The sequence below is a fragment of the Anaplasma ovis str. Haibei genome, from assembly GCF_002214625.1.
In the GTDB taxonomy this organism is placed as follows: domain Bacteria; phylum Pseudomonadota; class Alphaproteobacteria; order Rickettsiales; family Anaplasmataceae; genus Anaplasma; species Anaplasma ovis.
On record NZ_CP015994.1, the window covers coordinates 72,099 to 84,893 of the forward strand.

Here is a 12,795-nt window from a genome sequence, read left to right on the forward strand (position 1 = left end):
GGCGGCACCTACATGTTTACTGGTTTTGGCTCATCTATCCTGCTCGTCATTGCTTTTTGATGTTGCGCGCAACAACCGCTGGCCGGGCTTTTGGTTATCATAAAAAGCTTCGGTGTAGGCATGTCCATGCATTTGAGGTTATTGCACAAGGATAGGGGGCACACGTTTTGTTTATATTCCTATGCAATTTTGGTGTGTCCCTGAGTGGTTGCTAGGGCTACCTCGTCAATTACGAGAATTGTGCCGTGTGGTGAATCCGCATCTGATTGTGTGGAATCATACGGTGTGTCGTGATCTGTATGCTCTGCCATAGGCTGATCCTGACAAGCTGCGGTGATAGATGCACCCTGAGTGAGTTCATTTATTCCAAATGCTGTACTGTTTTCACGGCCGCCCGAATGCATAAACGCGTATCTGTATACCTCCTGGGTGGTTATGCCCTGCGGTGGAGCCGTGGGGGCTAGAGCCGCGCTTGGACCTGGGGTTGAGTGCGAGGCTTCTGAGCCGCGCCTGCAAGCTATTCGATATGGGGCCCAGCTGTGCCGCTCACCTAGACGACCGTTCCGTGCATACATTCGCTGTGTTGTGGCGCCAGGCGAGCTGGTTTCGACACCAAAACTGGTATCATTGTGCGTTGCCTGGTTTACATAGTGTACTTCAAGCAATGAACTATCTGGTACATCACCAAACTGCAGACGTGGGGTTGCAGATTGTGTAGTAACACCCACTGGTACTGAGCTGTATGTAGCAACCTCAACCGCACTTAGACCTTGTGTGACCTCAGCTCTGGTGTGTGCCGCTAATTCTGGTGCAATTATTGGCCCGCTCGTAGTTTGGGTGTGCACTGCGTGGCTGGTGTTGCTGCCGGCCCAACAAGGGTTTACTGCCGGCTGTGTGACTGGATGTAGTACCAGGTCGATATTATGCTGCTGCTGGCCAGGGTGTGTTGAGCCCGTATACGCGGCGCTGTAGTTCGTGTGTGCTGCTCGTAACTGGGTAGGGTTGCCTACAAAAGTTCCGCTGCCAAAAAGGTTCGTGTTTCCACAGTGTGATGTTGCCTCGCTCTGCCCGCTCGTACCACTTGCAGTTTGGACTGCATGTTGTGGGGGCGCGTAACCAGTTACACTCATTCTAGCTTGCTCCTGTATGTTTTGGAATCCACGCACGTTTCCAGTAACGCCTTCACCTGCATGAGACTCAGGGTCTGTGCCACATTGTGCCACATTTGCATGTTGTGTAGCTACGTTTTGCTGTACTTGTGGTACGGCTATTCCCTGCACCGATTGTAGCATGCTGGAGGTGTGTTTGCGTTCAGTAGCGGAAGGTAAGTGCGATGCCTGAGTAATATATGTGCTCGAAGATGTGCCTGGTAAATGTGATTGCATGTTAATACACGAGGCCACTACGTATGCAGGTTGCTGTCTTGGTGGGGCCATGAGAGCGCAGGACGCCATGTGCTGCTTTAACTCTGCCAAATATCTGAGCTTGTATGCGCTCTCAGCGGTTGGGCTGTAGACCGTACTTTGCATATAGTCATGCTGCTCCTGTGCCGGGCTACCGGGCGTTCTAGATATGTGGTGACCGTCAAGCATTACTAATGCGTGAGACAAAAGCGCGGAAGCAGTTTCTATCAGTGTGTGGGAATTTGCCACTGTTCCAGTTTCCGTATGTGCTACACCTTGTAAAGTGCCGAGGTAGTGGTGTACAGATGTGGTGAGACTATCACCGCTGGTTAGAACTCTATTCCTAATTCCCGCGCTCTGGCACATGTGCGATATTTTTTCGTCTAGTTGGATCATTACACCGTCAAGGAAATGCACATTACACATTAGGTGTGAGAGCCCGTTGTAAAACCTGTCTATGCAGCGTCTATGGTATTTGTACCGAGAAAGGTCTCGCGGGTTTTGAGGTGGGGTGTTGGTCTGGCAAATCGGTTTCAAGCGAACTTTGCGGAAGATTTCATTGCCACTTTGTGTATCATTTTCTTCGGGAACTTGTGCCGCGTGTGCAAGGTCAGAAACCCTGTGCAATAGCGGGACAATCTCCTTATGCCATTTTTGTACGGCCTCCCTGTGCCACCCTCGTGCGGCGTAATCGGTGTACTTATCCATATGCTTGCAAAGTTCGCGCAACTGCTCGACCAGTGGGAAATGTATCTCGCTGAAGGTTGCTAACTGCTCTGCATTAAGAAACCCGGAAGCGGCAATGTCTCTTCCCAAGCATACAAGTTGCTCTGATGTTGCCCGCAGTCCCGGATATTCTGTGCGGTGTCGCACTAGATTGCTGATTGTAGTGCTAAAAATAATCTCAAAAAGCTTGGCCACATATGGCAAACTCATTTCCGGTTCTTGCACGCTACCCAACGCGGCAATCTTGCTCCTGCAGCGCAATGATAGAGCAGTTTTAGTTATAAAGTCCAAGTACTGCAGCTGCAGGCTTTCTGCATGTGCAGACCTTTGTCGAGATGGTTCGTCCACGTTTGGTATGTCTGAGATGTGTGCTAATAGCCCTCTTACCAGTGTTATGCGTTCGCAAGTTGCTAGCAGGAAGGGCATTTTGTCCAAAATTTTTAACAAGCACTCGTGCAATTGGCTAATGTACTTGTCATGTTCCGCGCCGCGAACGTACAATTGGGTCACATTCTGCATGATCGCTGTGCGAACTCTTCCCACAGACGTGCCTGTGTACGATTCAGGGAAGCGCTTCACTTTCGTGGGCCGTATAGCCTCCATGAACTCCATCAAGAGGAGCATGTATTTTTCCGCATCTGGGGCACCGCTGGCAAGTATGTGACTAATGCTCTGATATGGAGTTGAGTACTGCTTATTCCTGCGTAGAGAGATGATAGCGTACAGCGCCGACAATGCCCTTGCCAACACGTCTCTAACATACTTGTTATATTTGTTTAACGCGCGTGTATTATTGGCTGTTACCAGGTTAATTCGGATTTCCGCGAACGTATCCGCGCATTGCTTCCTCAGGGCCGTTAGCTCGCTGTTTGAGAGTGTCTCTGCGACGTAATTTGACATTCTAGCAGAGTATTCCAGTGTTTTCAGGTCTAAGGAATCCCGAGCATTGCGGAGCTGTGTCAGAAAGGCTTGTCTGTTCATTCTAGTCCTAAACGAAGGTCACGCTAGGCTATACAGGTAGTGGTGTTCTATTAAAAAGTCAATAAATATTAACTTATTTATTAACACACCAAGCGGCGCATGAATAGCGTATTTGGGCACCAATAACTTGGTAAATGGCCATCTACGCGGGTATGTGACTCTCTATTCTTTGTAGAACTTCTGTATAACCACTAAGTGCGTCGCCTAGATTGAGTCGGTATAGGTCCTTATCCAACACTGAGTCGTCTAATGCGTTATGAAGCCTGCATGTATCCGGGCTAATCTCATCGGCGAGCACAATTTCCCTATCTGCCTGTTGCAGTTTACCGAACTCCAACTTGAAATCCACAAGTACGATGCCAACCTCACTCATAACTTTGCAAAGGATTGTATTCACGCGCAGTGACTCCGCCTTTATGTGACCAACTTCGCCGCGGGTTGCATACCCAAAACTTACAACATGGTCTTCGGCCATCATAGGGTCAGACAAGGCGTCATTTTTGTAGTAAAACTCCACCACAGGTGGGGAAATCGGCTTTCCTGGCGCTATGCCAAATCTCTTGCAAAAACTACCGTACGCCAGGTTGCGCACTACTACCTCTATCGGGATTATATCAACCTTCCTGACTAGCTGCTCCCTGTCATTTAGGAAACCAAGTATGTGGGTTTTTATTCCATGGCTTTCCAGATGTCGCATTATAAGATAGCTTATGCGATTGTTAACCGCTCCCTTGCCGGGTATTACATCCTTTTTTTGTGAATTGAAAGCTGTAATGTCATCCTTAAAATGCTGTACCGCAGAGCCCGGATCCGGGCCTGGGAATATAATCTTAGCCTTGCCCTCGTATAACGCCTCGCGCTTGGTGTGCATCGTACCTCTCCAACCGTGCTATTCTACATTCAGTTGATAATTTTGCAAAAGAATGTACAAGTAGCTATATATCTGGGGCCGTAATGGCAGCCTAGTTGTGTCGATCTGGGGCTTTGTATGAGTGTGGGTAAATTGCAGCCTGTAAGGGGCACTAGGGATCTTTTGCCGGAGGAATGCTATAAGTTTTGGTATATACGTGATATTGCCCACGATGTTGGGGAGAGATACGGATTCGTGCCGGTAGAAACGCCCATTTTTGAGTTTCAGGATGTGTTTCTCAAAACTTTGGGGGATTCTTCAGACATAATTGGGAAAGAGATGTATTCCTTTCCCGATCGGGGTGGTGACATGCTTGTTCTAAGGCCCGAACTCACCGCTGCAGTAGCCAGAATGTTAATATGTGAGCGGTTTGCCCTTCCGGCACGGCTTTTCTCTTTTGGTCCAGTATTCCGCTACGAAAGGCCGCAAAAATGTCGACAAAGGCAGTTTCACCAGATCAATTATGAGCACTTTGGTGCCGGATACACCGCAGATGCGGAACTAATGGCGCTAGCATATGATATCCTAGGTGCACTAGGCCTTCGTAGTAGCGTATGTCTGGAAATAAACTCCTTGGGCGGCCAGGACAGCATTTTAAAATACAGGAACGGCCTGCTAAAGTATTTTGAGAAGCACGAACATGCGCTATCTGAGGATAGCCGCAGAAGATTGCAAACAAATCCCTTGCGTATTCTCGATTCTAAAGATCGAGGCGATGCGGCCATACTTTGTGGTGCTCCAGTCATCGAAGACTTTTACGATGATGAATCCAAAATGATGTTTGATGGCGTTATGCGGCAATTAGAAAACCTTGGCATTCCATATACTGTAAATCCCAAGCTTGTTAGAGGGCTTGACTATTATTGCGGAGTGGTATTCGAATTTAAAACTACTCACCTAGGCTCGCAAGATGCAGTAATTGCCGGTGGTAGGTACGACAAACTCGTTGCCTCAATGGGTGGTGGTGATGTACCAGCAGTTGGCTTTGCCGGAGGCGTAGAAAGGTTGGCGTCTTTGGTGGCCTACAACCATAATACGAGGTTTTCAGTTGCTTTTTTGCCCCTCGGGGAGGAAGCAGTGAAGTATGCGATACGCTTTGCGCATGAACTTCGGGGTAGGGGTATAAGAGTTCTATGTGACGGCGCGGTTAAGAAGCTCAAAACCAGCCTCAAGAATGCTGACAGATCTGGTGCTGATCTGGCGTTGATACTGGGAGACGAAGAGATTGCTAAAGGTGAAGTGCTATGCAGGCATATGGCTACGGGGCTGCAGGAGACGGTAAGCATGGGCAAACTTGGGAACTACGTATCGGGCATGGAGAGCAGCGCCCAAGGTAGCAACCGGGCGGCCCTCAGCAGTGCAGGAGAGTAGATAACAGCTTTGTTATCCCCTGCTGCCCTTACTACCCTGCGTGGCGCCTTGTATTAAATCACGCAATGTCTGTAAGTCACTTACCCCGACCAACACCGTATCCCCAATCACCACAGAGGGGGTGCCCCCAATGTTCAACCGTTCGGCTAAGTCCTTAGTGGCGTCAATCATGGCATTGATTTTACTGTCATTCTGTTCTAGAGACTTTTTGAGGTCTTCCCTTTTCACGCCTATAGACTCAGCGATCTCCACAACTCCATCATCTGTGAACCTTTTGTCGTGGCCAAGAGCAGCATAGTAAAAATCTATATATTTTTCCGGGTTTATGAAATGCACAGCAAGCGCCGCGCGCGCCGCCAACGTGGAGGCTTCTCCAAGTGCTGGAAGGTCCCTGAACACTATGCGAGCTTTTCCGTCTTCAAGTAGCTGTTTTATGTGTGAGAGCATAGACTTGCAATACCCGCAAGAGAAATCAAAAAACTCCACCAGCAACACCTTGCTTTCCCTATTTCCGAACGAGGGGTAAGATACATCATCCAGCGCTGCCCTATTTTCCGCAACCTTCTTCCGCATCTCGGCCGCATTCATAGCCGCCTGTCCCTTACTAAGCGCAGCTATAACTTTGTTCGGATTTTTGTATATATACTCTTCGATTATGGCCTCGATCTCTTCCCTGTCTTGCCTCTTCACTCCGGAGACAAACTTGCTAATCAACGGAAAGCTTGCCACCAATACTACAAGACTCAACAAACAAAAAATCCTAGCCACAGCAGCACCCCGGCCTAAACTCCTACAACAGGGGTGCTACTAGCACAGACCTACGGCATAGTCAAGGCTTCCTCTCAAAAGCAGAGGCACATGGCTAACTTTGAAGACCTGCTCTCCTAGGGGTGTATGCAGCTTTGTACCGCTGTAATTGGCGCTTTAGAGCTGGTTTGTGTGTAACCCTGTGCGCACCCGACCCAACTTCATGTGCCTGCTATGGCTCATTACGCAGCTGTGTGTTTTGGGGTACTTGCCAAAATGTGCAGGATTGCGGGCTAATTTCGGTCAAAATTAATTGTACTTTAGCGTGCAGGCGTGTAATTATCCGACTGTTGCGAAGTCATAAAAACATGAAGGCACATTTTGGTGTTACTGTGTGGTTAGGGATATGCTGCTTCATGACCCTCCTTATGGTGGTGATTGGTGGCATAACCCGCCTGACTCACTCTGGGCTTTCTATAACTGAGTGGCAGCCTGTAATTGGGGTTATTCCTCCGATGAGTGATGAGGCCTGGCTGCGCGAAAAGGCGAAATACGCTCAAACGCCGGAGTACAAGCACAGGGCGGAAGATATTTCGCTGGATGACTTCAAGCGGATTTACATCATTGAGTACATACACAGGTTGTTTGGCAGAGCCTTGGGGGCGGTGTTTTGTCTTCCCATACCGTATTTTGCCATAACCAAGCGAATAAGCCGAGCCATGGTCGCAAAACTGCTTATGGTTGCACTGCTGGGGGGCATGCAGGGGGCCATGGGGTGGTTTATGGTGAAAAGCGGGCTTGTTGGTGTTCCGCGCGTCAGTCACTACAGACTGGCGGGGCATTTGTTTCTGACTATTTTGCTGTTTTCAATATTGTGGCATAGCTTCCTGCGCTGTGCAGGGGTGCGCAGCGCCACGGGCACAACCAATGCCAAGTTCTTTGCAGCGGCAGCTGTTGTTGGGCTAACGGTGCTACAAATGGTTTTAGGCGCGCTAGTGGCCGGGTTGGATGCAGGATTGACCTATAATACTTTCCCTCTGATGGATGGTGCGATAATTCCACAGTCACTTTTCTCAGCCAAATTATGGCACGGCGGGTTTCTGTGCAATGTTGCAGCAGTGCAGTTTTTGCACAGGCTGGTTGCTGTGCTTATCGTCATATGTGCAGCGCTGCTACCATTTTGGCTGAGGGCCCGCGGTGCTTTACTGTTTCTCGCATGTGTTGTGCTGCAATTTTTGCTTGGCGTAGCAACCTTGGTTAGCGTTGTGCATATAGTTCTAGCCGCGATGCATCAAGTGTTTAGCTTTGTTGTGCTCGCATCAGGTGTATATATGTTGTGTGGGCTAAGGCTGGAAGGAAGTGCTTGCATTTCTGGGCGCGCTGGTATACCGTGACCTGGCACACTCTATTTGTGTGCGCTACCAGGAGTGCTTTTGAATATACTAGACATACAGGCGAAGAAGGGGCTAGAGAAAATCGCCTGCCTAACCGCTTATACTTTCCCGATGGCGCGTATTTTGGATGAATACTGCGATCTTATTCTCGTGGGGGACTCCGTCGGACAGACCGTGTATGGCATGGATTCCACACTGTCTGTCACGCTGGATATAATGATCGCGCACGGCAAGGCGGTTGTGAAGGCGCGTAGTAAAGCCCTGGTTGTGGTAGACATGCCATTTGCCAGCTATCACACTCCAGAATTTGCGTACAGGAATGCGTCTCGCATTTTGAGCGCAACCGGATGCGATGCTGTGAAGTTAGAGGGCGGGGTGTGTGTTGCAGAAGAAATTGCCTTTTTGGTATCACGCGGAATTCCTGTTATGGGCCATGTAGGCCTAATGCCCCAGCACTTCAATCAGCTGGGTGGTTACAAATGCCAAGGCAAGACTGACAGCTCACGTCAGCACATTAAGGATGGCGCCAAGGCGGTATGCGAGGCAGGTGCATTTTGCGTTGTGCTCGAGTGCGTAAGCGCGTCCCTTGCCGCAGAGCTCACCCAGGAGTTGCCTGTACCTACTATTGGTATCGGGGCTTCTAACGCATGTGACGGGCAGATTTTAGTTATTGATGATATGCTGGGCCAATCATCACGTTATCCAAAGTTTGTAAAGCGGTTTGCTGATCTAGAACAGACGATAAAAGACGCTGTGGTCGACTATGTACGGGAAGTGAAGTGTGGTGAGTTTCCCGGTAATGAACATTGCTACAAGTAACGGGCTACACTTAACGTATGCTCCTCATACACTGCGCATCGTGTCCCACTAGCCGTTTGTGTAAAAACGGCAGTTCCAAGCTTCATGTATGCATAATTAACACGTGTATAGCGGCCTACACTAGGGGGTTTTGCGTGTACTGCCTGCTTGCAGTGCTGTGCCATGTGATACACAAACCAACGGTGCTGCGAGGTTGGGGCAATTCCTGAGCCACAGTTACTGTAATTCCAACAATGCCATGTTACTCAGGTGCTGTATGCGCAGCAATCTGCGGGGGTAGTTGCACTATCTGTGCGTCAATAAATAGGTCGCTCTTTTTGTGGTCCGCCAATATAACAATACCTCCCCGTTCCGCACGTGTTAATATCAGATTCTGCACTAAAGCTACTGCATCTGGATCCAAATTTGAAAATGGCTCGTCTACCACCCAAACGCGTGTGTTTGATACCAATAGTCTCGACAGAGCAACTCTTTTTTGCCATCCCGAAGACAAATTTTTGAACCTTACGTCGAGTATTGGATACAATCCGAAAAAACACGCTGCCGCATCAGTTAGTTCACTACTGTTCTTACACTGTGCCCAAAATTCTAGAATTTCCTGTACAGTCATATTACCCGTGCAAGCGGGTTTGTGGCCTACATAGGTGATCTGCGAAATGCATCCACTGGAAGTTGTAATGCCCTCACCATCGAGTTTGATGCTACCGGATGCTGCGGGTATGAGCCCCATTATGGTTCTAAGTAGAGTTGTTTTTCCGCTGCCGTTGTTCCCAATTACCAAGGTAATGGAACCGCTTTTTGCCACAAAACTGAGGTTATCGAACAGTAACCTGTCACCTCGTGCGCACGCAACACCTGAGCATTCTAACATCTGGTGTCCCCATACGTATCTAGTATCTGTAAACTAGCGTACAAGTTCAACCTCTGCCCCGCAAGCGCGTAGCTTCTCTTCCATTGCTTCATATCCGCGGTATAGGGTTTGTGCGTTGCTTATGGTTGTAACGCCCTGGGCCGATAGTCCAGCAATAAGCAGCGCTGCTGATGCCCGCAAGTCAGGTGCCTGAACAGATGCTCCATGCAACTTGTCAACACCCCTGATACTGGCCGTATCGCCCTGCACGTGTATGTCAGCGCCCATTTTAGCGAGCTCCCGTGCGTAAGAAAACCTACGATCAAAAACGTGCTCGTGAATCTGCGATGTCCCCCTAGCGAGGCATGCCGTTGCTGCAAACTGGGCCTGCATATCACTGGGAAAGCCAGGGTAGGGCGCTGTGTGCAAAACTACTGGATTAATATGTGGGTCATGCCGAGATACTACGAGACCGTCTGGCACGTCGGTAATTTTCCCTCCCATACTTTCAAGCTCACGCGCTAAGCACCCGAGCGTTTCGGAAGTTACCCCAACAATATGCACGTTGCCTCCAGTTGATATTGCAGCTAGTGCATAGGTTCCTGCCTCCATCCTATCTCGTATTATCGTATGATTGGTGCCGGACAACTGTTGTACCCCGCGAATTTGCAAGGTCCTAGTACCTATTCCGGAAATTTGCGCCCCTGCTTTTACTAGAAAATGCGCCAGATCGACAACTTCGGGCTCAGTGGCTGCGTTACTTATAGTTGTCACCCCGCGTGCCATAACTGCTGCCATAAGCGCGTTCTCAGTGGCACCCACACTTACGGATTGGAAGCCAATGTGGCACCCTACAAGCTTGCCGTTTGAGGAGCATTTTACGTAGTTCCCACATACTTCTACCTTGGCGCCCAGCTTTTGTAATGCCCATATATGCATGTCGAGCGGACGGCTACCTATGCTGCAACCTCCAGGCAGAGCAACTTCTGCTCTCCCCATTCTTGCAAGTATAGGGCCCAGAGTGAGGCAGGAAGCGCGCATTTGTGATGTAATTTCATGCGGTATCGCCCAATTGTGCAGATTGTCGCAGTTGATTTCTACTTTATGGTTTGCCTTCTCTTGTGTGTTACGCAGGAAGCTTATTCTCCCTCCCAAGGAGGTTATAAGCTCACTCATAACGGCAACGTCACGCAGGTCAGGCATGTCAGCCAAGACAACGTTCCCATTGAGTAGAATGCAAGCGGCCATGATGGGCAGAGCAGAATTCTTTGCTCCGTTTGCTACAACCCTGCCCCTGACGGGGTTTGTACTACCCCTAACGTGCAACGAAGCCTCTACCACGTCAGCTCACTATAGGCAGCGTTACCCCACCTTGCCTCATGTATTTTCCATTGACCTGGTCATAAGATACGCTGCACCGCTCATTCCCAGCCAGAAAAATGAACTGGCACGCACCCTCAAACGCATACACCTTAACGGGCAGAGGGGCGGTGTTGGAAAACTCTAAAGTTACATAACCTTCCCATCCAGGTTCTAGCGGAGTTACGCTAACGACAATCCCACACCTGGCGTAGGTAGACTTGCCTACGCATATCACAATAACATCCTTGGGAATCCGGAAGTATTCCACGGTTTTTGCCAGCATAAAGCTATTCGGCGGCATTATGCAAACATCTGTTTTTTTGTCTATGAAACTATCTTGAGGGAAATTTTTGGGGTCCACAATGGCGGAGTGCGTATTGGCAAAGATCTTAAACTCGCTGTCAACTCTGGCATCATACCCATACGAGGAGAGCCCGTACGAGAGCACCCCCGCTTCCTCCTTATGGTCCACAAACGGAGAGATCATCCCCTCCTTCAGCGCCTTTTCCTTTATCCAATGGTCAGGCATCGCCGACATAGCACACCCCCAGTGCCCAGAATGGTCCGGTACCGCACTCTACAATCAATCTCTGGTGAGCGCAAGTTAAAACTCACTAGGCGAATATAATTTTACGGCTTTAGTAGCCCAACGCAGAACCGTTATTACGTGCGCGCAAAATGGCTTGCAAGCCGGTTTTGTAGGTGGGATGTTGCAGTGAGATGCCTAACTCACACTTAATTTTATCGTTGCTAACTCTGCGTTCCGGTGCAGGAAAGTGCACGTGTGCGGCGTTACCACATATACTGCTCAATTCCGGCCCCATTTTGGCCTCTGGTCCGAGAAGTGAGGCCCCATACGCGACAACTTCAGCGTACCTGCAAGGCAGATCATCTGCACAATTGTAGATACTTGCCGGTTTTGGGTTCAACATTGAAGCAAGTATCGTACAGGCTATATCTTCCACGTGCATACGCGAGGAAAAGCGTTGGGCATGGCTGGGTGATATTGTTCCCTGCAATAGCCCTTCTATCACACTTCTACCGGGGCCGTATATCGCAGATAGGCGGAATATGTGTACAGGCAAACCTGAGCGTAGCCATAGGTTTTCATGGTACAATCTAGCAATTCCTGAGTGCTCAGTGGGGTGAGTGGAGGATGTTTCACTCACCAATCTGCCCTCATGGTTCCCATACACGCTAGTTGCGGATAGGTAACCAACCCACTTTGCGGAACGCAGCGCCATTGCGTGTTTGGAAAGCACGTCATCGCCGGAAGGGGGAATTGAAACTAACACGTGCGACGCACCACGCAGTGCATGCTCCAGTTCCGGATCCCCGTACCTAAAAAGGGAGATCAACTTTTCCTTGCGGTCTGTTGTGTGGTAAGTGCCGCTAATTTTCCACTGCATTTTTAGGAGCTGTTGCGCCAAGAAGCTGGCCGTGTAACCATATCCAAAACAAAATAAATGGCTCATGTCAATCAAGGACCAAACCCTGCAGTATAGCCGCATTTGTTGTGTGCCACAAGTACAGCTGCACTGCGCAATTGTTGAATACAGGGCGCCCGTATTTTAGTGTGATGTGCTAATGTGTTGTGCTATTTCAAAACACTATGCGGTGGCTAATAGACTTCCATCGGGCCGGGCACGATTATGTGAATGGCGCATTGGGGGGCGCAAGCGGCGAGTATTGCGTACGTCTTCTGCGCGTACACGTGCGATAATTAGCGCTCAAAATAGCCCACATTTTCATACATATGGGGCACTGATAGCCAGAATGGTGCTGGTAAATAATATTTCGCTTGCAATACCATACATTAGGGGCTAACCTCATGGCGCCTAGGGTTTTCAGCGGGGATGCGGTCTCCGGGTTAGCTGTGGCTGTTTGTCTGATTGTTTAGGGTTTTTTGATGTCTCAGTTAGTGGATGAGAAGGCGTTCTACACCGGTCATGTTAAGTGGTTTAGCATGGAGAAGGGATATGGGTTCATTTGCAAGGATGGGTCTGATGATGGCAAGTCCGGTGGTGCCAGCTTTGGGCGAGGCGACAAGGATGTGTTTGTCCACATTACGTCGTTGCAGAGGAGTAGAATAGACAACCTCAGAGAAGGTCAGAGGGTGCGGTACCAGCTAGACGAGAGTAATGGCAAGGTCTCTGCTGTGAATTTGGAGGTGTTGTCTGAGTAGAATGGCTTTCTAGTTGTGCGTGAGGTTTAAGTGGGGGGGAGTTGCGA

Annotated in this window: 11 protein-coding genes; 4 read left to right on the plus strand and 7 right to left on the minus strand. The window is 49.4% G+C overall.

Annotated elements, in window-relative coordinates; genetic code table 11:
- Nucleotides 1-179 precede the first annotated feature (179 nt).
- A complete protein-coding gene (locus AOV_RS00310; RefSeq protein ID WP_075138670.1) occupies nt 180-3,110 on the minus strand; it encodes a hypothetical protein in 2,931 nt (976 codons plus the stop codon).
- 142 nt (nt 3,111-3,252) lie between these two features.
- On the minus strand, nt 3,253-3,981 hold the full coding sequence (purC, locus tag AOV_RS00315) for a phosphoribosylaminoimidazolesuccinocarboxamide synthase (protein ID WP_075138671.1): 729 nt from the start codon (nt 3,979-3,981) through the stop codon (nt 3,253-3,255).
- Between the two features lie 117 nt (nt 3,982-4,098).
- Here purC and hisS point away from each other — a divergent pair, with 117 nt between their 5' ends.
- Complete coding sequence (hisS, locus tag AOV_RS00320; protein WP_075138672.1) at nt 4,099-5,391, plus strand: histidine--tRNA ligase; 1,293 nt, start codon at nt 4,099-4,101, stop codon at nt 5,389-5,391.
- Between the two features lie 12 nt (nt 5,392-5,403).
- Here hisS and AOV_RS00325 read toward each other — a convergent pair whose 3' ends face one another.
- Complete coding sequence (locus AOV_RS00325) at nt 5,404-6,159, minus strand: DsbA family protein (RefSeq protein ID WP_075138673.1); 756 nt, start codon at nt 6,157-6,159, stop codon at nt 5,404-5,406.
- 371 nt (nt 6,160-6,530) lie between these two features.
- Between AOV_RS00325 and AOV_RS00330 the strand changes: the two genes are divergently transcribed.
- Both AOV_RS00330 and panB read left to right on the plus strand, forming a co-directional pair.
- Nucleotides 6,531-7,532: a COX15/CtaA family protein gene (locus AOV_RS00330; protein ID WP_233497174.1), complete on the plus strand. Its 1,002-nt coding sequence runs from the start codon at nt 6,531-6,533 to the stop codon at nt 7,530-7,532.
- A 33-nt stretch (nt 7,533-7,565) separates the two neighbouring features.
- On the plus strand, nt 7,566-8,351 hold the full coding sequence (gene panB, locus AOV_RS00335; RefSeq protein ID WP_075139425.1) for a 3-methyl-2-oxobutanoate hydroxymethyltransferase: 786 nt from the start codon (nt 7,566-7,568) through the stop codon (nt 8,349-8,351).
- A 241-nt stretch (nt 8,352-8,592) separates the two neighbouring features.
- Here the strand turns inward: panB and ccmA are convergent, their stop codons facing one another.
- The 4 genes from ccmA to AOV_RS00355 all read right to left on the minus strand — a co-directional run bounded on the left by ccmA (nt 8,593) and on the right by AOV_RS00355 (nt 11,972).
- On the minus strand, nt 8,593-9,222 hold the full coding sequence (gene ccmA, locus AOV_RS00340) for a heme ABC exporter ATP-binding protein CcmA (protein ID WP_075138675.1): 630 nt from the start codon (nt 9,220-9,222) through the stop codon (nt 8,593-8,595).
- Nucleotides 9,223-9,255: 33 nt separating this feature from the next.
- Nucleotides 9,256-10,542, minus strand: a complete 1,287-nt coding sequence (gene murA, locus AOV_RS00345) for a UDP-N-acetylglucosamine 1-carboxyvinyltransferase (RefSeq protein WP_117374370.1) — start codon at nt 10,540-10,542, stop codon at nt 9,256-9,258.
- Nucleotide 10,543: 1 nt separating this feature from the next.
- A complete protein-coding gene (gene dcd / locus AOV_RS00350) occupies nt 10,544-11,101 on the minus strand; it encodes a dCTP deaminase (RefSeq protein WP_075138676.1) in 558 nt (185 codons plus the stop codon).
- 100 nt (nt 11,102-11,201) lie between these two features.
- Entirely contained in the window at nt 11,202-11,972 is a 771-nt protein-coding gene (locus AOV_RS00355; RefSeq protein WP_233497175.1) for a Rossmann-fold NAD(P)-binding domain-containing protein, read from the minus strand.
- A 500-nt stretch (nt 11,973-12,472) separates the two neighbouring features.
- Here AOV_RS00355 and AOV_RS00360 point away from each other — a divergent pair, with 500 nt between their 5' ends.
- Nucleotides 12,473-12,748, plus strand: coding sequence for a cold-shock protein (locus AOV_RS00360; RefSeq protein WP_075138678.1), 276 nt, complete (start codon nt 12,473-12,475; stop codon nt 12,746-12,748).
- Nucleotides 12,749-12,795: the final 47 nt, after the last annotated feature.